This is a genomic window from Streptomyces sp. M-16 (assembly GCF_052114405.1).
Taxonomy (GTDB): domain Bacteria; phylum Actinomycetota; class Actinomycetes; order Streptomycetales; family Streptomycetaceae; genus Streptomyces.
The window spans coordinates 1-20,556 of sequence record NZ_JBFRER010000057.1 but is presented as its reverse complement, the minus strand read 5'-3'; the positions used below and the strand labels follow the sequence as shown (position 1 = coordinate 20,556).

General features: G+C 74.9%; 21 protein-coding genes. 12 read left to right on the top strand and 9 right to left on the bottom strand.

Features of this window, described 5'->3' with window-relative positions; translation table 11 throughout:
* Positions 1–6 precede the first annotated feature (6 nt).
* The 3 genes from thpR (at position 7) to AB4039_RS24595 (ending at position 2,231) form a co-directional block, all read left to right on the top strand.
* On the top strand, positions 7–561 hold the full coding sequence (thpR, locus tag AB4039_RS24605) for an RNA 2',3'-cyclic phosphodiesterase (RefSeq protein WP_266840784.1): 555 nt from the start codon (positions 7–9) through the stop codon (positions 559–561).
* A 262-nt stretch (positions 562–823) separates the two neighbouring features.
* Entirely contained in the window at positions 824–1,672 is an 849-nt protein-coding gene (gene ddaH, locus AB4039_RS24600) for a dimethylargininase (RefSeq protein WP_442271835.1), read from the top strand.
* 34 nt (positions 1,673–1,706) lie between these two features.
* Positions 1,707–2,231 carry a YbaK/EbsC family protein gene (locus AB4039_RS24595; RefSeq protein ID WP_442271834.1) on the top strand — a complete coding sequence of 175 codons (525 nt, stop codon included), beginning with the start codon at positions 1,707–1,709 and terminating at the stop codon, positions 2,229–2,231.
* Here the strand turns inward: AB4039_RS24595 and AB4039_RS24590 are convergent.
* The 3 genes from AB4039_RS24590 to AB4039_RS24580 all read right to left on the bottom strand — a co-directional run bounded on the left by AB4039_RS24590 (position 2,159) and on the right by AB4039_RS24580 (position 5,149).
* The gene (locus AB4039_RS24590; RefSeq protein ID WP_442271833.1) at positions 2,159–3,223 is read right to left on the bottom strand and encodes an MmcQ/YjbR family DNA-binding protein; all 1,065 of its coding nucleotides are present in this window, start codon (positions 3,221–3,223) and stop codon (positions 2,159–2,161) included. The genes AB4039_RS24595 and AB4039_RS24590 overlap by 73 nt on opposite strands.
* A 184-nt stretch (positions 3,224–3,407) precedes the next feature.
* On the bottom strand, positions 3,408–4,397 hold the full coding sequence (locus AB4039_RS24585; RefSeq protein WP_266840778.1) for an aldo/keto reductase: 990 nt from the start codon (positions 4,395–4,397) through the stop codon (positions 3,408–3,410).
* 59 nt (positions 4,398–4,456) lie between these two features.
* Entirely contained in the window at positions 4,457–5,149 is a 693-nt protein-coding gene (locus AB4039_RS24580; RefSeq protein ID WP_266841796.1) for a GDSL-type esterase/lipase family protein, read from the bottom strand.
* A 76-nt stretch (positions 5,150–5,225) separates the two neighbouring features.
* On the opposite strand from AB4039_RS24580, the gene AB4039_RS24575 reads away from it, so the two are divergent.
* Together AB4039_RS24575 and AB4039_RS24570 are read left to right on the top strand one after the other, a co-directional pair.
* Entirely contained in the window at positions 5,226–6,296 is a 1,071-nt protein-coding gene (locus tag AB4039_RS24575) for a WD40 repeat domain-containing protein (protein ID WP_266840776.1), read from the top strand.
* A 112-nt stretch (positions 6,297–6,408) separates the two neighbouring features.
* On the top strand, positions 6,409–7,377 hold the full coding sequence (locus AB4039_RS24570; protein ID WP_266840774.1) for a helix-turn-helix domain-containing protein: 969 nt from the start codon (positions 6,409–6,411) through the stop codon (positions 7,375–7,377).
* 185 nt (positions 7,378–7,562) lie between these two features.
* On the opposite strand, the gene AB4039_RS24565 is transcribed toward AB4039_RS24570, so the two are convergent.
* Complete coding sequence (locus AB4039_RS24565) at positions 7,563–9,095, bottom strand: SPFH domain-containing protein (protein ID WP_266840772.1); 1,533 nt, start codon at positions 9,093–9,095, stop codon at positions 7,563–7,565.
* Positions 9,096–9,253: 158 nt separating this feature from the next.
* On the opposite strand from AB4039_RS24565, the gene AB4039_RS24560 reads away from it, so the two are divergent.
* Positions 9,254–9,781, top strand: a complete 528-nt coding sequence (locus tag AB4039_RS24560) for a MepB family protein (RefSeq protein ID WP_266840770.1) — start codon at positions 9,254–9,256, stop codon at positions 9,779–9,781.
* Here AB4039_RS24560 and AB4039_RS24555 read toward each other — a convergent pair.
* Together AB4039_RS24555 and AB4039_RS24550 are read right to left on the bottom strand one after the other, a co-directional pair.
* Positions 9,766–9,993, bottom strand: coding sequence for a hypothetical protein (locus tag AB4039_RS24555; RefSeq protein ID WP_266840769.1), 228 nt, complete (start codon positions 9,991–9,993; stop codon positions 9,766–9,768). The two genes, AB4039_RS24560 and AB4039_RS24555, sit on opposite strands and share 16 nt — an antisense overlap.
* A 38-nt stretch (positions 9,994–10,031) precedes the next feature.
* Positions 10,032–10,952 carry a DUF3027 domain-containing protein gene (locus AB4039_RS24550; protein ID WP_266840768.1) on the bottom strand — a complete coding sequence of 307 codons (921 nt, stop codon included), beginning with the start codon at positions 10,950–10,952 and terminating at the stop codon, positions 10,032–10,034.
* A 315-nt stretch (positions 10,953–11,267) separates the two neighbouring features.
* On the opposite strand from AB4039_RS24550, the gene AB4039_RS24545 reads away from it, so the two are divergent.
* From AB4039_RS24545 to AB4039_RS24530, 4 genes are all read left to right on the top strand, one after another.
* The gene (locus AB4039_RS24545; protein WP_266840767.1) at positions 11,268–12,650 is read left to right on the top strand and encodes an MFS transporter; all 1,383 of its coding nucleotides are present in this window, start codon (positions 11,268–11,270) and stop codon (positions 12,648–12,650) included.
* 291 nt (positions 12,651–12,941) lie between these two features.
* Entirely contained in the window at positions 12,942–13,430 is a 489-nt protein-coding gene (locus tag AB4039_RS24540) for a DUF2771 domain-containing protein (RefSeq protein WP_442271832.1), read from the top strand.
* Between the two features lie 13 nt (positions 13,431–13,443).
* Positions 13,444–14,169, top strand: coding sequence for a futalosine hydrolase (locus AB4039_RS24535; RefSeq protein WP_442271831.1), 726 nt, complete (start codon positions 13,444–13,446; stop codon positions 14,167–14,169).
* Positions 14,156–15,007: a 1,4-dihydroxy-6-naphthoate synthase gene (locus AB4039_RS24530; protein ID WP_442271830.1), complete on the top strand. Its 852-nt coding sequence runs from the start codon at positions 14,156–14,158 to the stop codon at positions 15,005–15,007. Before AB4039_RS24535 ends, AB4039_RS24530 begins: the two co-directional genes overlap by 14 nt.
* 80 nt (positions 15,008–15,087) lie before the next feature.
* On the opposite strand, the gene AB4039_RS24525 is transcribed toward AB4039_RS24530, so the two are convergent.
* Positions 15,088–15,471, bottom strand: coding sequence for a cold-shock protein (locus AB4039_RS24525; RefSeq protein ID WP_356212774.1), 384 nt, complete (start codon positions 15,469–15,471; stop codon positions 15,088–15,090).
* Positions 15,472–15,648: 177 nt separating this feature from the next.
* On the opposite strand from AB4039_RS24525, the gene AB4039_RS24520 reads away from it, so the two are divergent.
* Positions 15,649–15,903, top strand: a complete 255-nt coding sequence (locus AB4039_RS24520; protein ID WP_266840761.1) for a hypothetical protein — start codon at positions 15,649–15,651, stop codon at positions 15,901–15,903.
* A gap of 15 nt (positions 15,904–15,918) precedes the next feature.
* Here AB4039_RS24520 and AB4039_RS24515 read toward each other — a convergent pair whose 3' ends face one another.
* Positions 15,919–16,569, bottom strand: coding sequence for an HAD family hydrolase (locus tag AB4039_RS24515; RefSeq protein ID WP_266840759.1), 651 nt, complete (start codon positions 16,567–16,569; stop codon positions 15,919–15,921).
* Positions 16,570–16,826: 257 nt separating this feature from the next.
* Positions 16,827–17,837, bottom strand: coding sequence for a hypothetical protein (locus tag AB4039_RS24510; protein ID WP_266840757.1), 1,011 nt, complete (start codon positions 17,835–17,837; stop codon positions 16,827–16,829).
* A gap of 133 nt (positions 17,838–17,970) precedes the next feature.
* Here AB4039_RS24510 and AB4039_RS24505 point away from each other — a divergent pair, with 133 nt between their 5' ends.
* Positions 17,971–20,400 carry a helicase C-terminal domain-containing protein gene (locus AB4039_RS24505; RefSeq protein WP_266840755.1) on the top strand — a complete coding sequence of 810 codons (2,430 nt, stop codon included), beginning with the start codon at positions 17,971–17,973 and terminating at the stop codon, positions 20,398–20,400.
* The last annotated feature ends 156 nt before the right edge of the window (positions 20,401–20,556 follow it).

Below are 20,556 nucleotides of genomic sequence, written 5' to 3'. Positions count from 1 at the left end.
CGGGGCATGAGGCTGTTCGCCGCCGTGTTGCCGTCCGACGGGGCCGTCGAGGAGCTGCGGGCCGCGCTCGCCGGGGTGCCCCGCGGGGACGGGCTGCGGTGGACCGCCGAGGCGGGCTGGCACTTCACGCTCGCCTTCCTGGGCGAGGTCCCCGACCGGCTGCTCCCCGACCTGCACGCCCGCCTGGCCCGCGCGGCCACCCGTACCGAGCCCTTCGCACTGCGCCTGCACGGCGCGGGCCACTTCGGCGACCACGCCCTGTGGGCCGGAGCCGCCGGCGGCCTCGACGCCCTGCGGCTGCTCGCCGAGCGGGCCGACGCCGCCGCCCGGCGGGCCGGGATCCCGATGGAGCAGCACCGCCGCTACACCCCCCATCTCACCCTCGCCCGCAGCCGGGGCGCCGCCGACCTGCGGCCGTTCCTCGACGCGCTCGCGGGCTTCGAGGGCACGCCCTGGCGGGTCGACACCCTCAGCCTCGTCCGCAGCAACCTCCCCACCAGCGGTGTCCCCGGTGAGCAGCCCCGGTACGAGGTCGTCGAGGCCTGGCCCCTGACGGGCTGAGCAGGCCCCGTCCCGCTCCCGCGCCCGCCCCGCGCCCGGGCCGGTGAAGCGCAGGGTTCCGGGACGGTTCACGTTCCGGTGGCCCGGACTTCGGGGGGCGGAATCCGGATTCCGGTGAAAAAGGAGCAGTAGAGGCGATCCCGGCATGCTCACGCCGAGTACCCGCCCGCCTCCGCCCGCTGACGCACCGTGCCCCGATGACGGCCGCCCACCCCATCCCGTGGGCGGCCCGGCCCCTCCAGTCACCCTTGAAGGAGTCCCCGTGCCGTTCACCGAGCCCACCGCCACCCTCCCGGTCCCCTCCCGCGTCGCCACCCGGCGGAGGCTGCTGATGTGCCGTCCCCGGCACTACGACGTCAGGTACTCGATCAACCCCTGGATGCACCCGGAGCAGCGCACCGACACCGCCCTCGCCCTCCGCCAGTGGGAGCGGCTGCGCGACCTGTACCTCGACCTCGGCCACCTCGTGGAGGAGATCGAGCCGGTCGACGGCCTCCCCGACATGGTGTTCGCCGCCAACGGCGCCACCGTGGTCGACGGCAAGGTCTACGGGGCCCGCTTCCGGCACGCGCAGCGCACCGCGGAAGGTCCGGCGTACCTCGACTGGTTCGAGCGCCGGGGCTACCGGGAGGTGCTGTGGCCCGAGTTCATCAACGAGGGCGAGGGCGACATCCTCACCGTCGGCCGCCGGCTGCTGGCCGGCACCGGCTTCCGCACCGATCCGCGCTCGCACGCCGAGGCCCAGGAGTTCTTCGGCCTGCCGGTGACGAGCCTGACCCTCGTCGACCCGGAGTTCTACCACCTGGACACGGCACTGGCCGTGCTCTCCGACGACGAGGTCATGTACTACCCGGCCGCCTTCTCCGAGGGCAGCCGGTCCGTGCTCCGCACGATGTTCCCCCGGGCGATCCTCGCCACCGCCGAGGACGCCGCGGTCTTCGGGCTGAACGCCTTCTCCGACGGCCGCCACGTGCTGCTGCCGGAGGCGGCGACCGGTCTGCGGGCCCAGCTCAGCGAGCGCGGCTTCGAGCCGATCGGGGTCGACCTCTCCGAGCTCCTCAAGGCGGGCGGCAGCGTCAAGTGCTGCACCCTGGAGCTGCGCGACCGCTGAGCCACCGCCAACGAAGTTTCCGGAAAGGACCGTTGTGACCTCTGCGACCGCGATCGCGGACAGCTACACCCGCCTGCTCGACCTCCTGGGCGACGGAGGGGCCGACTACCGGCTGCTCCACCACGCCCCGGAGGGCCAGACCGAACTCGCCAGCCTCATCCGCGGCCACCGCCTCGAAGAGGCCGCCAAGTGCCTGGTCATCAGAGTCGCGCTGGGACGCAAACGACGCCGCTACGTCATCGCCGTGGTGCCGGGGCACCGGCGCGTCGACCTGGAGGCGGTGCGGGCGGCGTACGGGGGCACGAACGCCTCCTTCGCCGTGCGGACGGTCGCCGAGGAGCTGACGGGCTGCGCCAGCGGTTCGATCATGCCGGTGAGCTTCGACCCGTCGGTGGAGGTGGTGGTCGATCCGGAGCTGCTGGAGCAGGAGGAGATCTGGTTCAACGCGGGCCGGCTCGACGTGTCGGTGGCGCTGCGCACGTCGAGCTACGTCGCGCTGGCCCGGCCCCGGCCGGCCCGGATCACCGAGGAGCCCGCACTGGTCCCCGCGGCCGGCTGAGCGCGCACGGCCGGGTCGGGGGCGTCGCCGCCCCGGTGGCTGAGGGTGACGTACAGGTACTCGTCGAGGACCTTGGCCAGCGGGAGTCCGGGCCGGCCCAGCCAGGCGGTCAGCGCGTCCTCGTCCAGGCCGCTCTCGGCGAGCGCCGCCCGCGCCCAGGCCCGGCCGGTGCGCAGGTGCCGGTCGAAGGCGGCGGCGTCCCGCGCGCCGTGCATGCGGGTCGCGATCGCCGCGTCCCAGGGCATCACGGTGCGCGGCCGCAGCGCGAACAGGGCCTTGGCGGCGGCGGTCGGCCCGAGGGTGCGGCGGCCGAGCGGGAGCGCGGCCAGGTCCCCGTACGCGGCCGCGAGCCGGGCGAGGTCCCGGTCGGCCAGGGCCGCGAGCGGGGCCCCGGGCAGGCTGTGCCGGCCCCACCAGGCGTCGAGCCCGGTCCCCAGCGGGTCGGGCTCRCCGTCCCGGGGGTAGCGGATGCGGCAGCCCCAGGCGTTGAGCCAGCGGTGCAGGGCGGTGCGGTGCGCGGCCCGGGACAGGTCGAGGCCGGGGGCGGTGTCCGCGGCCAGCGCCCGCCAGCTGCGGTCGACGCCGGGGAAGGCCCCGAACACCGCGGCGGCCTCCCGCAGCTCGTCGAGGCCGGGCGCGGCCGGCAGCCCGCCCTCCAGGTGGGTGCGGGCCACCTTCGCCGGTACGCACATCCGCCAGGCGTCGGTGACCAGCTCGGCCAGCTCCCCGTGGCCGAGGGCGGACATCCGGGCGTGCACCCAGTTGTAGCGCAGGTCACCGGCGCCGGGCAGGGAGAACTTCGCCGGCTCGGACGCGACCAGCGCGGCCCGCTCCTCCTTGGGAAAGGCGAACCCGAGCTCGCTCTCGTCCCGGGAGAGGGCGAGGTAGACGATCCGCCCGATCCGGAACTTCACCCGGTCGCGGACGAGGTGCTCCTCGGTGCGCGGCAGCGCGAGCGCGAGCCGCCGTACGTCTTCCACGGTCACCACCATGGCGAAAGTCTCGCAGCCCCCGGCGCCGGGGGCGGGGGCGGTCGCGTTAATCTCGACGGGTGGACCCGAAGACCAGAAACCGTGTCATGGCCGGTGTGCTCGTGCTGATGTTCGTCGTCGTCGCCGTGGCGGCCGCCGTCGGACAGTAGGACCCGCCCGGCGGCCGCCCCGGCCGGCCGGCCCGCTACCAGGCGAAGGCCTCCGGCGAAACCCCCGGCCCCGGGAAGACCTCGTCCAGGGAGGCGAGGAGCTCCCCGGAGAGCTCCAGCTCCACCGCCCGCAACGCCGAGGCGAGCTGTTCGTCGGTACGGGGACCGACGATCGGTCCGGTGACGCCGGGCCGGGTCAGCAGCCAGGCCAGGGCCACTTCGCCGGGCTCCAGGCCGTGCTTGTCGAGCAGGTCCTCGTACGCCTGCACCTGCGCCCGTACCGAGCTGTTGGCCAGCGCGTCCGCCGACCGGCCGGAGGCACTGCGCCCCGACTCGGCCGCCTTGCGGACCGCGCCGCCCAGCAGGCCCCCGTGCAGCGGGGACCAGGGGATGACGCCGAGTCCGTACGCCTCGGCGGCCGGGATGACCTCCATCTCGGCGCGCCGCTCCGCGAGGTTGTAGAGGCACTGCTCGCTGACCAGTCCGAGCCGCCCCGTGCGGGCGGCGGTCTCGTTGGCCTGGGCGATCTTCCAGCCGGGGAAGTTGGAGGAGCCCGCGTAGAGGATCTTGCCCTGCTGGACGAGGACCTCGATGGCCTGCCAGATCTCCTCGAAGGGGGTCTGCCGGTCGACGTGGTGGAACTGGTAGACGTCGATGTGGTCGGTCCGCAGCCGCCTGAGGCTGTCGTCGACGGCGCGGCGGATGTTCAGGGCCGAGAGCCGGTCGTAGTTGGGCCACGCCGCGCCCTCGGGGGCCATCGAGCCGTAGACCTTGGTGGCGAGCACCGTCTTGTCGCGACGGCCGGCGCCCTGGGCGAACCAGGTGCCGATGATCTCCTCGGTGCGGCCCTTGTTCTCACCCCAGCCGTACACATTGGCGGTGTCGAAGAAATTGATGCCGGCGTCGAGGGCCGCGTCCATCAGGGCGTGGCTTTCGGCCTCGCCCGTCTGGGGGCCGAAGTTCATGGTGCCGAGGACGAGTCGGCTGACCTTGAGTCCGGTGCGTCCGAGCTGCGTGTACTTCATGGGTCCCAAGCCAACTGCTTCGAGTCCACTCCAGGCAAGACCCCGCCGCTGTCGGCGTGTTACGGCTCGCAGGCGGGGCGGTAGGGGCCGCCGATGCCCCAGGCCTGGTGCAGGACGGCCGCGAACTCGCCCGCCAGGCGGTGTTCTCCGGAGGCGTTGGGGTGAGTGCCGTCGTAGGTGTCGTGGGCGATCTCGTACGCCTGCGGGCGCGCGGCCAGCAGGACCGGCGAGGCGTCGGTGGTGAGGTCGGCGACCGCCTTGGCGAGCAGTTCGTTGAACCGGGTGACCTCCGCCGCGAAGGGCGGGTCCTCCTGGGCGCGGACGTTCGGGATGACGGGCAGGAACACCATGCGGATCCCGGGACGCGCCCGGCGCGCCGCGTCGACGAAGAGGCGCACGTTGGCCGCGGTCTGCTCGGCCTTGGTGTAGAAGCCGAGGTCGATCAGGCCGAGGGAGACGAGCAGGACGTCGGCGCGGCCCTCGTGGGCGGCGGGGCCGATGAGCGGGGCCATGTGCTGCCAGCCCTCGCCCCAGCCGGCGAGGTGGCGGCGGGCGCCGGCGGGGAAGCCGGGGGCGGCGTAGGCGTGACTGGTGCCCGCGCCGGTGGCGGCGTCGTAGAGCGCGGTGCGCGGGCCGACGATCTCGAAGGGGCCGTCCAGGGTGGCGGCCAGGTGCTGCCACATCCGGTAGCGCCAGGTGTAGTCGCCGGCGCGTCCGATGGTCATGGAGTCGCCGACGAACATGAAACGCATCCGGTCATCATCGCGGATCACGCGACAGGTACTCCTGTGATGCCGGACACGCCTGGCGGGCTGGCAGGCTGGGGGAATGCGCCTGTTGCCCGTACGGACCGCCCTTCCCTCCGTCGCCGCCGCTGCGGCCGCCCTCCTGTGCGCGGCCCTGCCGGCGGGGGCCGCCACCCCGGCCGTGGCGGCCCCGGCGGACGACCGGCCCGGCGCGTCCGGGTTCACCATCACCGATCCGCGGATCACGGAGTCGAGCGGACTGGCGGCGAGCCGGATCCACCCCGGCGTCTACTGGACGCACAACGACAGCGACGACGGCCCGTACGTGTACGCGGTGGACTCGGCGACGGGCCGGACCGTGGCCCGGGTGACGATGAGCGGCATCGGGACCCCCCGTGACGTCGAGGCCATCTCGCTCGGCCCCGACGGGCAGTTGTACGTCGGGGACATCGGGGACAACCGGGACGGCACCTGGGACCACGTGTGGATCTACCGCTTCCCGGAGCCGAAGGAGCTGCGCGACACCACCGTCAAGGCCGAGCAGTTCACGGTGACCTACGCCGACGGGCCTCGCAACGCGGAGGCCCTGATGGTGCATCCGGTGACGGGCCGGGCGTACATCGCCAGCAAGAACGAGCAGCGGGGCGGCCTGTACGAGGGCCCGGAGCGGCTGTCGGCGGACGGGCCCAACGTCTTCCGGCGGATCGCGGACGTGCCGTGGGTGACGGACGGGGCGTTCTCGCCGGACGGCGGGCGGCTGACGCTGCGCGGCTACTTCACGGCCCGTACCTACCCGTGGAAGGACGGCCGGCCCGAGGGCGGGGGCGAGCGGGTGGACGCGCCGTGGCAGGGGCAGGCGGAGTCGGTGACGTACACCCCGGACGGRAAGACGCTGATGTTCGGGGCGGAGGGCGCGAACAGCAGGGTGGTGGCCGTTGCGGTGGTCCCGCCCGGACCTGCCGCCGGGGGCGGTCCCTCCGCCTCCGGTCCGGCTCCCTCCGGTGCGGCGGGCGGCGGGAACGGGAACCGGGCGGACGGCGGGCCGGCCGGCGGCCAGGGCGGCGGCTACGGCAAGGGCGTGCTCGTGCTGGCGGCCGCCACGGCCCTGGTCGTCGGGGGAAAGCGGCTGTTCAGGCGGCGGTCCGGCAGCTGAACGCGCGGGGAACCGGCGGGTGTCGGGCCGCGTCCCTGCCCACGGAACGGGACTGGTCATGTTCATGGCCGCCGTGGCGTGGTGGGAGGGGTACCGGAAAATGAGAGCGGCGATGTCCTCGGCCGCCGTGGCGCCGCGGGACAGGTTCGACTGGTTCCCGGACGCCGTGGCGCGCTCCCTCGCGCCGACCGCGATCCGCTGCGTGGACCCCGGCGGCTTCCGCGCCGACGCCGCCGTTCTGGACCTGGGCCCCGTCCGGGTCTCCACCTTCGACTGCGCCCCGCTGCGCTCGCGCCGCACCCCGGGCCACATCCGCCGGGGCGACCCCGAGCAGTACCAGCTGGCCCTGGTCACCGGCGGCCCCCTGCGGATCGCCCCGCACCGGGCCGACCCGGGGCCGGTCGACGGCGACCTGGTGCTGTGGGGCACCTCCCACCCCTACGAGGCGGGCGCCCCCGGCGCGGACGACGCCCTGGTCCGCGCCGTCGTCCTGCAGATCCCCCGCACCGCGCTGCCGCTGCGCCCCGACCGGGTGGACCGGCTGCTCGCCCAGCGGATCCCGGCGGGCCGGGGCACGGGCGCGGTCCTGGCCCGGTTCCTCGGCTCGGTGGACGCCCACGCGGAAGGCTGCGGGGAGCGGGAGCTGGCCCACCTGGGCACCGCCGCCCTGGGCCTCGCGGCGGCCTGCCTCGCCGAACGCCTCGACGTGTACGACGGCCTCCCCGCCGAAGCCCGCGAGGAGGTGCTGCTGCGGCAGATCGACGCCTTCATCGAGCACAACCTCGGCGACCCGGAGCTCACCCCCGGGATGGTCGCCGCCCGCCACCACATCTCGCTGCGCCGCCTGCACCTGCTGTTCCAGGGGCGGCCGGAGGGGGTCGCCGCCTCCATCCGGCGCCGCCGGCTGGCGGGCTGCCGCGCCGACCTGCTGCGGCCCGCGCTGGCCGGACGGCCCGTCCACGCGATCGCCGCCCGCTGGGGGTTCACCAGCGCGGCCGTCTTCAGCCGGGCGTTCCGACAGGCCTACGGGACCAGCCCGTCGGAACTACGCCGGACCGGCCCGGCCGGACGGCTGCCGTGACGGGGCCGGCGGCCGCTCGGGCAGGAGGCGTTGCGCGCAAGGTCAACGATCCTTGCGCGCAGCGCACGGGCCGGAGCCCGGCCACGCCCTAAGCTCGATTTCCGGCCACCGCCGGGGCAACCCGGCAGGGGCCGCCCGCCGGGCCCCACGGGCCCCGGGCATCGCGGCCCCCGGCCGGGCCGGGCTCAGGCCCGGTCGTCGATCGGGATCTGCTGGTGCGGGCCCTTGCCGTTCACGGGGGTGACGGCAGGGGCTTGCGGGGCTTCCGGCGCCTGCCGGGGCTCCGGCGACGGCTGGGCCATCGAGGCCAGCATCTGCCGGGCCATGCCCAGGCCCGCTCCGCCCATCGTGAGGGCCTTCGCGAACATCTCGGACATCCCCTCGGCCCCGTTGAGCAGCACCATGTGCTCGACGTTCCCGAACGCTCCCGCGCCCGCCTCGACGATCGCCGGCCAGTTCTCGGCGAGCTGCTGCGCGACCACCGCCTCCTGGTTCTCCGCCAGCGCGGCGGCCCGCGCCTTGATCGCCTCGGCCTCGGCGAGACCCTTCGCCTTCGCCGCCTCCGCCGCCGCCAGACCGTTCGCCCGCGCCGACTCGGCCGCCGCGAGGCCCTTGGCCTGGGTGGCCGCCGCCTCCGCCTCACCGCTCGCCCGTGTCGCCGTCGCCGCCGCGAGCCCGCGCGCCTCGGTGGCCTGGGCCTCCGCGGACGCGGCCGTCCGCACCCGGGTCGCCTCGGCGGCCGCCGCCAGCTCCGTCTCCTTCGCCTTGGCCTGCGCCGCCGAGATGCGGGCGTCGCGCTCCGCCTCGGCGAGGGTCCTCGTCTGGTACGCCGCCGCGTCCGCGGGCTTGCGCACGTCGGCCTGGAGCTGCTGCTCGCGCCGGTGCGCCTCCAGCTCGGCGACCCGGGTCTCCTGGACGACGACCTCCTGCTTGGCCGCGGCCTCCGACAGCGGGCCCGCCTGGCGGGCGGTGGCCGCGGCCTTGTCCCGCTCGGCCTGGTAGCCGGCCTGGAGGATCTCGCTGTCGCGGGTGGCCTCCGCCATCCGCGCGAAGGCCGTCTGCTCGGCCTCGGTCGCCAGCCGGTTCGCCTCGGCCTGCGCGATGCGCGCGTCCCGCTGCACGGCGGCCGCGTGCGGCATGGCCAGGTTCTTGATGTAGCCGGTCGGGTCCTCGATCTCGTGGATCTGCAGCGAGTCCACGATCAGACCCAGCTTCTCCATCTCGGTCCCGCAGGCCGCCCGCGTCTGCCCGGTCAGCTTCTCGCGGTCACGGATCATGTCCTCGACCGTCAGGCCACCGACGATGGACCGCAGATGGCCCGCGAAGACGATGTGCACCCGCTCCGGCATCATCTTCTGCTGGTCCAGGAACCGGCGCGCGGCATTGGCGATGGACACCATGTCGTCGCCGATCTTGAAGATCACGACGCCCTTCACCCTCAGGGGGATGCCCTGGTGGGTGACGCAGTCCACGTTCAGCTGGGTCTCGTTCAGATCCAGCGAGAGCTTGCGGACCGCCTGCACCCCGGGCAGCACCAGCGTTCCGCGCCCGGTGACGATCCGGAACCCCATGCCCTCGCCGATGCCCTCGGTCTTGTGCGTGGAGCCGGAGATGACGAGTGCCTCGTTCGGTTCGGCCACCCGCCACATGAGCTTGAACAGGCCGATCAAAGCAATGATTGCGGCGAGTACGATTCCCGCCACGACGCCGATAGCCATCGGCAACGCCCCCTTATCGCGGTGCCGTTCGACACCGACGAGGGCGAGTCTGCGCCTGGTGGGGCCGCCGGAGAAGTGGCGGGATCGTTCTTGTCGCCATCTTGATACGCACGGGTGCCGCGGACCGGACCGGACGGTGGACATGACAGGGTGGGCGGATGACGGCGCACCCTTCCTGGCCCCCCGCTGACCTGCTCGCAGCGCGTGAGCGCGTCTACGGTCCCTGCGGGTTCGACTGCTCGCCGCCGGTCCCCGAGGCCGAGAGCGCCGCGTACGACGCGTGCGCGTTCACCCTGGACGGCCTCGCCGTCCGCTTCCGGTCGGCCAGGACGACGCCGACCAAGGCGGGCCAGTTCGTCACCGTGTGGAAGAGGTCCCCGGGCGGCGGACCCATCGCGCCCTTCGACGTGTCGGACCCGGTCGACCTCTTCGTCGTCAGCAGCCGGGACGGCGACGGCTTCGGCCAGTTCGTCCTGCCCCTCGGCGTGCTCCGCCGCCGGGGCATCGTCTCGGTGGACGGCGCCGGGGGCAAGCGGGCCTTCCGGGTCTATCCGCCGTGGGTGACCACCACCAGCCGGCAGGCGGAGCGTACGCAGGCCTGGCAGCTGGAGCACTTCCTGTCGCTGGACGGCCCCGTCGACACCGCCCGCGCGCGGGAGCTGTACCGCGCTCAGCCGGCCGGATAGGCGGCCATCACGTAGACCGTGCGCGGCGGAAGGTGCTCGACGACCGTCACGAGGGTTCCGACCGTCAGTACGCCCTCGCCCGGGGCCGGGTGGGCGAGGAAGTGCTCGGCCCCGCCCCGGATCCGCACGATGACCTCCCCGACCAGGCCCGGCCCGACGGTCCCCGTCACCCGACCGGTCATCCCCACCATGTCAGCGTCCGTCTCCCCCATTCCCCGAGCGTACGCGGGGAACGTGTCCGGGGGGACGGTCAGGAGTGGCCGAGGTCGGCGGACGGGAGGTCCGCCTCCGGGACCGAGCCGGTGCCCGCGGCGGGCCGCAGCGGGAACTCGTCCGTCGCCATCGAGTCGAGCACCGGCGGCGCCGGCCGGAGCGGCTTCGGCATGACGGCGGCCTCCGAATGGCCCCCGCACCCGTAGGAGAGGGACACCAGCCGGCCGTCGGCCGGTCCGAACTCGTTCGCGCAGACCCCGAAGGCCTGGCCCAGCGAGCCGCCGATCGCGACGAGGAAGCCGCAGGAGACGCACGACGCGGGCGCCGCCTGCGCCATCGGGGTCTTCGCGCCGAAGGACTCGTCCCAGCGGTCGGCCGCGCTGTGCAGCCCGTAGCGCGAGAGCACCCGTGCCCGCCGCATGCCCAGTTCCTCGGCGACGGCCGTGATGGAGCCGCGCGCGGGGACGACCACCCGGTCGGTGACGTCGGCGTCCTCGGCCTCGACCAGTTCGGCCATCTCGGTGGAGACCACCGCGTTCGGCGGCGGGGCGTCCTCGCCCGAGTAGCCCTGCTCCAGCCGCAGGTCGTCCGCGTCCGTGGGGAGCAGGTCGCCGGGGCCCATGTCCCCCGGCCGCAGCCGCTCGCTCCACGGCACCCACTCGGGTGCCTGCAGGGCGTCCTCGCCCGGCAGCAGCACCGTTTCGTTGAGGGTGACGTTCTTCGCGCGGGAGGCACGGGTCACGGTGACGGCCCAGCGCCAGCCGCGGTAGCCCGGTTCCTCGCACTCGAAGAAGTGCGTGACGACCCGGTCGCCCTCCGCGACGGCGGAGACGTGCTCGCCCACCCCGCCGGGGAAGGCGGCCTCCTCGGCCGCCGCACGGGCGAGTTCTACCGCCTCGACGCAGAGGCGGTCAGGGGTACGCGGGGTACGGCTTCGCGTCGTCGTCGCAGCACTCACAGGTCTCGTTCTCTCCTACGCCGTCTCACGAGTGCGCCGTCCGTACTGTCGTCCACAACGACCCGTCGGTCTCGTCCGTACGTAGCGCGGGCGGAGCGGACCAGAGGGCCGCGTCGACGTCCGCGCCCGATCGGCCTCGGGCGCACCCCACTGCGATCCATTCTGCGGGATCGCGAAGAGGCGCGCGGCCAAGAGCAACCGCCGGTGGCGCGCTACGCACGCTACCTCCTCCGAAGCCTTCGGCCCACATGCGAGGTCCGATTCGCGGACATCCCGGTGRCCCGCGACGCGCCGGGGCGGCTTCGGGAGGGCCGAGTGGGGCACTATGGCCACGTGGCACCCGTACGGTCGTCCGTCGACGGCTCGGGACCGGCCAGACGGGCCGGCCGGGCCGTCGGGCGTGCCCTGCACCTCCCCCTCACCGGTACGGCGCGCGGAATCCGGCGCGTCACGCACGCCCACGGGGCGGGTGAATCGGGCCTCGGCCGGCTGATCGAACTGCACGCCATCAACGGCGCCGGCGATGTGATGATCACAGTCGCGCTGGCCTCCACGGTGTTCTTCTCCGTTCCCACGGACGAGGCGCGCGGCCGGGTGGCCCTGTACCTGGCCATCACCATGGCCCCTTTCACCCTGCTGGCCCCCGTGATCGGGCCGCTGCTGGACCGGCTGCCGCACGGACGGCGGGCGGCGATGGCGTGCGCGATGCTGGCGCGGGCCCTGCTGGCGGTGATGATGTCCGGCGCGGTGGCCACCGGCGGCCTGGAGCTGTACCCGGCGGCGCTGGGGGTGCTCGTCGCGTCGAAGGCGTACGGGGTCGTGCGCAGCGCCGTGGTGCCGCGGCTGCTGCCGCCGAAGTTCTCACTCGTCAAGGCGAACTCCCGGGTCACGCTCGCCGGCCTGCTCGCGACGGGCGCCGCCGCGCCGGTGGCCGCCGGGCTGCACACGATCGGGCCGCCGTGGCCGCTGTACGGGGCCTGCGCGATCTTCGTGTGGGGGACCTTCGCGGCGTTCCAGCTGCCGCACAAGGTGGACGAGGCGAAGGGGGAACGGCGGGCACGGCTGTCCACCCACGAGGCGCACTCGAAGCGTCCGGGGCTGCGGACGGTCAGCCGGCCGGTGCTGTGCGGGCTGCTGGCGAACGCGGCGATGCGCGCCCTGTCGGGGTTCTTGATCTTCTTCCTGGCGTTCCTGCTGCGCGAGCACCCCCTGGCGGGGCAGAGCGCGGCGGTGTCGCTCGGGATCGTCGGCGTGTCGGCGGGAGTGGGCAACGCGGCGGGGACGGCCGTGGGCGCGTGGCTGCGGGCCCGGGCCCCGGAGGCCATCATCGCGGCGGTGCTGTCGGTGACGCTCACGGTGGCGGTGCTGGCGGCGGTGCTGTTCAGCGGGCTGCTCATGGCGGTGCTCGCCGGCACGGCGGGGTTCTGCCAGGCGCTGGCGAAACTGTCGCTGGACGCGATGATCCAGCGCGACGTGCCGGAGGCGGTGCGGACGTCGGCGTTCGCGCGCTCGGAGACGGCGCTGCAGGTGGCGTGGGTGCTGGGCGGCGGGATCGGGATCGTGCTGCCGTTGAACGGGGTGCTGGGGATGGCGGTCGCCGCGACGATGGTGGCCGCGGGCACGGTCATGGCCCTCCGAGGCCTCCTGGCGACTCCGCGCCCCCACCCTCCGGGCTCCGCCCGCCCCCGCGTGGCGTAGCGCCCGCCCGGCGGGACCGGCCCCGCCGGGCGGGTGAGGCGCGGGGGTCCGGGGGCCCGCCTCCGGCCACGGCGCCGCACACGAATCGCTCCCGCGCGCGGGGCCGGCGCGGGGCCGGGGCAAAGGCCCCCGAGGGGTGGGGGCGGCTCCGCACGTGTGGTCCCGTACCGCCCGGCCGGGGCCGCGGCGGGGCCGAAGCCGCGTGGTCCCGTACCGCCCGGCCGGGGCCGCGGCGKGGCCGAAGACCCCCCGTGCGGCGGCGCGGGCCGGTGGCCCGATAGCCTTCGGCTCATGACCGCACCGCTTTTCCCGGGTAGGGCCCGCCGCAGCGTCGCGGCCCTCGGAGCCGTCTCTGCCGGCCTCCTCCTCCTGTCCGCCTGCGACAAGCCGACGCCGCTCGCGACGGTGACCGTCGGCAGCTCGTCGGTGTCCGCCGAGTCCGAGYGCCGCGGCGACGGCAAGGAGCTCTCCATGGACAAGGTCCAGGAGTGCCTCACCGGCCTCAAGAACGCGAAGACCGTCGAGTACGGCCGCGGCGACACGCTGCGCCTGGGCGTCGAGCCCGCCGTCGTCGAGGACGGCAAGAAGTGGCAGGCGGTCCTCGACGGACAGCCGATCACCGAGCCGTCCAGCAACACCTACCGCAGCTTCCAGGGCGCCGACGTCTTCGCGACCGGCGGCCAGGGCGAGGCTCCGGCCTCGAAGATGCTCGGTCTGGTCCAGGTCGGCGAGGACGGCAAGCCGCTCGCCGTCTGGTCCTTCAAGCTCAAGCTGAAGTAAGCCGGGCACCGTCGTGCGCGCGCTCGTGGTGACCGCGGTGGCCGCGGAGGCCGACTCCGTGGCCACCGGTCTGACCCCTCATCCGGACCCGGTCACCCCCGAGCCGCGCACGCTGCGCGGCGGGTACCTCATCACCCGCCGTGACCTGCCCGGCGCCGCCGTCGACGTGCTCGTCGGCGGTGTCGGCCCGGCCGCGGCCGCGGCCGCCACGGCCACCGCGCTCGCGCTGGCCGACTACTCCCTCGTCATCTCCGCCGGCATCGGCGGCGGGTTCGTGCCCGCCGCCCCGCTCGGCTCCCTCGTGGTCGCCGACGCGATCGTCGCCGCCGACCTGGGAGCGGGCACCCCCGACGGTTTCGCCCCCGTCGACGCGCTCGGCTTCGGCCGGAGCGTGCACCTGCCGCCCGCCGAACTCGCCGCCCGGGCCGCCGAGGCCACCGGGGCGCTGCTCGCGCCCGTGCTGACCGTGTCCACCGTCACCGGCAGCGCCTCCCGCGCCGCGGAGCTCGCGGCCCGCCACCCGATGGCCGGGGCCGAGGCCATGGAGGGGTTCGGGGTGGCGGAGGCCGCCGCCGCGTACGGGCTGCCCGTGCTGGAGGTCCGTGCCGTGTCCAACGCCGTCGGGCCGCGCGACCGGGACGCCTGGCGGATCGGGGACGCGCTGGGCGCGCTCGCCGCCGGATTCCGCGCGCTGGGCCCCGTACTCGTCTCCTGGGGAGAACGCCATGAGCACCGTTGAGCCGATCGCGATCGCCTACTCGCCCTGCCCGAACGACACCTTCGTCTTCGACGCCTGGGCGCACGGCCGGGTCCCGGGCGCGCCCGCCCTCGACGTGACCTTCGCCGACATCGACATCACCAACGGCATGGCCGAGCGCGGCGAGCTGGACGTGCTGAAGGTGTCCTACGCGGTGCTCCCGTGGGTGCTGGAGGAGTACGCGCTGCTGCCCTGCGGCGGCGCCCTGGGCCGGGGCTGCGGACCGCTGGTGCTGACGCGCGAGCCCGGACTGGACCTGGGCGGGAAGACCGTCGCGGTGCCGAGCGAGCGCTCGACGGCGTACATGCTGTTCCGGCTGTGGGCGGCGGACGTGCTGCCGGCTGGGGTCGGCGAGGTGGTCGTGCTGCCGTTCCACGAGATCATGCCGGCGGTGCGCGACGGGCGGGTGGACGCCGGGCTGGTCATCCACGAGGCCCGGTTCACCTACCAGGACTACGGGCTGCACTGCCTGGCCGACATGGGTGAGCACTGGGAGTCCACGACCGGTCTGCCGATCCCGCTCGGCGCGATCATCGCCAAGCGGTCCCTGGGCGCCGAGACGCTGCGCGCGCTGGCCGGGTCGGCGCGGGCGTCGGTGCGGATGGCGTGGGAGGACCCGGAGGCGTCACGGCCGTACGTCCGCGCGCACGCGCAGGAGCTGGACCCGGCGGTCGCGGACCAGCACATCGGTCTGTACGTCAACGAGTTCACCGCCGACCTGGGCGAAGCCGGGTACGCGGCGGTCCGCGGGCTGCTGACCAGGGCCGCCGCCGAGGGGCTGGTTCCGGCCATCGGTCCGGACGCGCTGCGCTTCCCGTAGCGGAACGGCACGGCCGGCGCCGGACGCGCGCGTGCCCCGCGGCTCCGGGGAGCGGCGGGGCACGCGCGGACGCGACGGGATCAGACGTCGAGCTGGTCGGCCACCGCGCGGAGCAGGCCGGCGATCTTCGTGCCGTGCACCTTGTCGGGGTAGCGGCCGCGCTCCAGCATCGGAGTGATGTTCTCCAGCAGGGTCGTGAGGTCCTGCACGATCGAGGCGAGCTCGTCGGGCTTGCGGCGCTGGGCGGCCGCGACCGAGGGTGCCGGATCCAGGACCGTCACCGAAAGTGCCTGGTCACCGCGCTGTCCTGCGACGACTCCGAACTCGACGCGCTGTCCGGGCTTGAGGGCCTCGACCCCGTCGGGAAGCACCGACGAGTGGACGAAGACATCGCCGCCGTCGTCGCGGGAGAGAAAGCCGAAGCCCTTCTCGCTGTTGAACCACTTGACCTTGCCGGTAGGCACGTCCGTCCTCTGTCCTTGTGCTCGTCGGGTCCGGTGGGCCGGGATGAGCGGCTCCGGATAGCAGTGCAGCGGGTCCTTCGACCCGCCCCCTCCAGGCTAGTGGTCCGGAAACGGGTGACAAGACGTTCCCCGGTCCTTCCCTCTTCACGGCTTCGGCCAGGGAACTACCCTGGTGGGGTGACTGTTACTCCTCATCCCGACGACGCGCGGCCCGGCGACGGCCTCGTCAAGGCCGGCGGCATCGTGTTCGCCATCGGCGCCGTGGCGACCCTCGTGACGATGACCCCGCTGTTCCTCGGCACCGATCCGTTCCCGTCGTACGCGTGGGCCGTGTGCATGCTCATGGGCGTCGGGTTCGCCATCTCCGCGGCGGGCGTGCTGCGTTCGGCCGCCGCGCAGCGCAAGGCGGCCCGGGCGTCCCAGGCCGCCTGAGGGCGCGTACGGTGCTCAGACCTCGCGGGTGGCGACGTACTCGGCGAGCCACTGCGGCAGCGCGGTGAGGTCCGGCAGCACCACGTCGGCGCCGGCGGCGCGCAGTTCGGCTTCGGGACAGGGGCCCGTGGGAACCGCCACTGAGAGCGCTCCCGCGGTGCGGGCGCCGCGGACGTCGCCGACGTGGTCGCCCACGTAGATCTGGGCCCCGTGCTCGCGCAGGGCGCCGGCCTTGGCCTCGGCCCACAGCCAGCCGATGACGGCGTCGGGTTCGATGCCGAGGTGTTCCAGGTGCTGGATGGCGTTGGGGGTGTTCTTGGCGGTGACGACGATCGCGCGGCCGCCGAGCGCCTGGACGGCCTTGATCGCCTCGCGGGCGCCGGGCATGGCCGGGGTCGGCTCGATGGCGTGCGAGGGGTACATCTGCCGGTAGCGGTCCGTCATCTCCGGGATCTCCTCGGGCGTGAACCAGTACGCGAGTTCCTCCTCCAGCGGCGGGCCGAGGCGGGTGATCGCCTGGTCGGCGTCGATGAACCTGCCGGTGGCGGCGGAAAGGGCCTGGTAGGCGGCCTTGATGCCGGGACGGGAGTCGATGAGGGTCATGTCGAGGTCGAAGCCGACGGTCAGCTGCGCGGGGACAGTGGTCTCTGGGGGGGTGGAAGTCATGGTTCCCATTTTGCAGAGGCCCGGCAAAGCCCAGGGAACCTCCCTTTGTTCGCTTCTTGCCGCGCGATGAAATTTAGCGAAATGTCGGCTCGGCGCCTGGTGATTCCTCCAGGCAGACTCCAACGGCGCGTAGGACCGACTCGACGGCAGGGACCACCCGGGCGGTCCCGAAGGCCCCGACGGGACTGCCCGGACGGTCCGGGGGCGATGGCCCGGACCCGGGGGCCGCGGGCCAGGCAAGATCCGGAAGAGACGGCCTAGCGGCGGCGGGAGCGCCAGGCCAGGTAGGCGGCCGTCGTGATGCCCGCCGTACGGGCCAGGGCGGGCCACAGGTCGCGGAACGCGGCGCCCACCTGTTCGCGCGGCAGCTCCTCGCCCCAGTTGCCGGCGGCCCGGCCCCACACCCACAGCATCCCGGCCGTGAAGACGGCCGCGGGCAGCCCGAGGACGACCCACTTGCGCTCGGCGGGGCCGAGGACCCGGGACGCGTAGGCCAGCAGCACGCCGGCCCCGAGCAGGGGCCAGTACGCGGTGATCGTCCCGGCGACGAGCAGCACGGCCGCCAGCAGCAGGAAGACGTGCGGGCGCCGGCGGGCCGCCGCCGGGGCGGGGGCCTCCTCCGGCCCGGCCGCCGCCTTCCGCCGCTCGTGCCGCTCCCGCAGGAACCGCACGAGCCGACGGCCCGGGGAGCCCTCCGGCGCGGGGGCCGTCCCGGGGGCCGTCCCTGGGGCCGGCGGCTCCTCTTCCGCCTCCTTCTCCGGCTTCCTGAAGAGGTCCGGGATCTCGATGCCGCCCGCGAAGCCCTCCACCTGCGGCCCCGCCCCCGACGCGCCCGGGGCGAAACTCCACCAGTCGGGCTCGACGCCGTCGGCGGGGCCGAGTTCGTCGAGTCCGGCGAGGTGGGGCGGGACGTTCTGCGGCTCCTTCGCAGGCGGGGGCGCCTGCCTGCGCCGCAGTCCGCCGCCGCGCTGCACCGGGACCGCGGGGACCGACGGCACCGAGGAGGGAGGCGGCGGGGCGGGCGAGCGGGAGGGACGGGACAGCTCGCCCAGGGTGTCCAGGACCTCCTCCGGCGTGCCGATCCGCTCCAGGATCCGCCGCACGGCCGCCGGCGTCTCCGGTTCGTACTTGGCGCGCCGACGGTCGATCTCGTCCCGCAGCCCCGACACCAACCGCATCCGGTCGCCCGACGACAGCTGCCTGCGCTGCGCCAAGTCCCCGACCCGGCTCAGATATTCGTAGACCAGATGGTCGCTCTCGATCCCCACGCCCCGGCTCCTCACGTCCCGCCTGACAGGAAGGTAGCGCGTGCGCCCATGGAGCAGCCGACGGCACAGCGGATACCGTTGACCGGATGGGGACCGGCCGACGACCGGCCGACGTGACCAGGAGGCGACCACCGTGCCCGAGGCAAGCACCGGCAGTGCTACGGCGAACCCCCCGCGCTCCCTCGCCGAGGCGCTGCGCGCCCGCGACGACGTGGCGCTCGCCGCCCTGCTGCACGCACGCCCGGACCTGCTGAACCCGGTGCCCGGCGACGTCACCCAGCTGGCCACCCGGGCCGGCACCCGCGCGTCGGTGGTGCGGGCCCTGGACCGGCTGGACCGGTTCGCGCTGCAGACGGCCGAGGCCCTCGCGGTGGCGCCCGACCCGTGCCCGTACCCGGTGCTGGAGTCGCTGCTGACCGGCGGCGAGGACGAGGCCGCCCGCGCCGCCCTCCCCCGGGCCCTGGGCACCTTGCGCGACCAGGCCCTGGTGTGGGGCGACGAGGAGCGGCTGCGTCTGGTCCGCACCGCCCGCGAGTTGCTGGCCCCCTCCGCGCAACGGCCCTCGCCGACCGGGCTGGGGCCCACCGTCGCCGAGGCCACCGCCGGGATGTCGCCGACCCGGATCCAGGAGATCGTCGCGGCGGCGGGGCTGCCCGCCACCCATGACCCGGTGTCGGCGGTGACGGCCCTGACCGGGCTGTTCACCGACCCCGAGCGGATGTCGGCGCTGCTGGACGAGGCCCCGGCCGAGGCCCACCAGGTGCTGGAGCGGCTCGTGTGGGGGCCGCCGTACGGGGAGGTGACCCCGAACCCGACGCCGCCGGTGCGCTGGCTGCGCGACCGGGGGCTGCTGCTGCCCGCGACGGCCCGGACGGTGGTGCTGCCCCGCGAGGTGGCGCTGCACCTGCGCGGCGGGCGCGCGCACCGGCGGACGGCGCCGCTGGCCCCGGAGGTCGGCGTGCACCGGGAACACCGTCCACAGCTTGTGGACGCGAACGCCGCCGGGCAGGCACTGGCCGCGCTGGGGACCGTCGAGGAGCTGGTGAAGTCCTGGGAGCACGCCGGGCCGCTGGTGCTGCGGGCCGGCGGGCTCGCCGTACGCGACCTCAAGCGGGCGGCGTCCACGCTGGACACCACCGAGGCGTCGGCGGCGTTCTGGGTGGAACTGGCCTACGCGGCCGGGCTGCTGGCCAGCGACGGCGAGGCCGACGAGCGATACGCGCCCACCCCCGCCTTCGACGACTGGTGCGAGCTGCCGCCCGCCGAGCGGTGGTCGGCGCTGGCCTCGGCCTGGCTGCCCGCCACCCGTACGGCCGGGCTGGTCGGCGAGCAGGACGCCAAGGGCCGCACCCTGTCCGCGCTCGGCCCCGACCTGGACCGCTCCGCCGCGCCCGAGGTCCGCCGCCGGGTCCTGGACCTGCTGGCCGACCTGCCCGAGGGCGGCTCCCCCGACCCGGACGCGCTCCTGGACCGGCTCGTGTGGGAGCGGCCCGTGCGCGGGGCGAGCGACCTGCGGGCCCGGCTCGCGCACTGGACCCTGACCGAGGCCGAGGTCCTGGGCGTCACCGGCCGGGGCGCGCTCAGCGTCTTCGGGCGGGCCCTGCTGCGCCGCCTGGACCCGGCACCGCTGCTGTCCCCGCTGCTGCCGGAGCCGGTGGACCACGTCCTGCTCCAGGCCGACCTGACGGCGGTCGCGCCGGGGCCGCTGCGGCGGCCGCTCGGCGACACCCTGGCGGTCCTGGCCGACGTCGAGTCCAAGGGCGGGGCGACGGTGTACCGCTTCACGCCCGGGTCGGTGCGCCGGGCCCTGGACGCCGGGCACACCGCCGTGGACCTGCACGCCTTCCTCACCGAGCACAGCCGGACCCCGGTGCCCCAGCCGCTGGCGTACCTGATCGACGACGTGGCCCGGCGACACGGGCACCTGCGGGTCGGGGCGGCCTCCTCGTACGTGCGCTGCGACGACGACGCCGTGCTGGGCGAGATCCTGGCCGACAAGCGGTCGGCCGGGATGGGGCTGCGCCGCCTCGCGCCGACCGTGCTGGCGGCCCAGGCCGAACCGGGGGCGCTGCTGGAGGGGTTGCGGGCGATGGGCTACGCCCCGGCCGCGGAGTCCCGTACGGGCGACGTACTGGTGGCGCGGGCCGACGCGCACCGGACCCCGGCGCGGTCGGCGCCGGTGCCGGTCCCGGACGGGCCGCCGGTGCCGGACGCCACGCTGCTGGGCGCGGCGGTACGGGCGATCCGCGCGGGCGACCTCGCGGCGACGGCGGTCCGCAAGGAACCGGCCCCCTCGGGCGACGGTGACGTGCCGGCTCCGGGTGAACTCCCGCGCACGAGCTCGGCGGAGACGCTGGCGACGGTGCAGGCGGCGGCGCTGACCGGTTCGGCGGTGTGGATCGGGTACGTGAACGCGGAGGGGGCGGCGAGCCAGCGGGTCATCGCCCCGGTGCGGGTGGAGGGCGGCTTCGTCACCGGTTACGACCACACGGCGGACGAGGTGCGCACGTACGCCCTCCACCGGATCACGGGGGTCGCGGAGCTGGCGGAGGACCAGGTCTGAAATCCGCTGGCCGACGGGCCTGCGGGCAGGGCAGTCTGACGGCATGTCCGCACGTCCCGCCGCGCCGGGCCCGCCCGGCCCGCCCACCACGCCCACGCCCACGCCCGTGCCCACCGCGCCCGCCACGCCGGGCCCGCCCGTGCCGGCCGCCGAGCC

Bases quoted from the DNA above. Each gene is read 5' to 3' on its own strand.
- AB4039_RS24560 (WP_266840770.1), top strand. From the start codon at position 9,254: ATGACGGCGCACCCTTCCTGGCCCCCCGCTGACCTGCTCGCAGCGCGT.
- AB4039_RS24565 (WP_266840772.1), bottom strand. From the start codon at position 9,095: ATGGCTATCGGCGTCGTGGCGGGAATCGTACTCGCCGCAATCATTGCT.
- thpR (WP_266840784.1), top strand. From the start codon at position 7: ATGAGGCTGTTCGCCGCCGTGTTGCCGTCCGACGGGGCCGTCGAGGAG.
- AB4039_RS24555 (WP_266840769.1), bottom strand. From the start codon at position 9,993: ATGGGGGAGACGGACGCTGACATGGTGGGGATGACCGGTCGGGTGACG.
- AB4039_RS24580 (WP_266841796.1), bottom strand. From the start codon at position 5,149: ATGCGTTTCATGTTCGTCGGCGACTCCATGACCATCGGACGCGCCGGC.
- AB4039_RS24515 (WP_266840759.1), bottom strand. From the start codon at position 16,569: ATGACTTCCACCCCCCCAGAGACCACTGTCCCCGCGCAGCTGACCGTC.
- AB4039_RS24585 (WP_266840778.1), bottom strand. From the start codon at position 4,397: ATGAAGTACACGCAGCTCGGACGCACCGGACTCAAGGTCAGCCGACTC.
- AB4039_RS24530 (WP_442271830.1), top strand. From the start codon at position 14,156: ATGAGCACCGTTGAGCCGATCGCGATCGCCTACTCGCCCTGCCCGAAC.
- AB4039_RS24570 (WP_266840774.1), top strand. From the start codon at position 6,409: ATGTCCTCGGCCGCCGTGGCGCCGCGGGACAGGTTCGACTGGTTCCCG.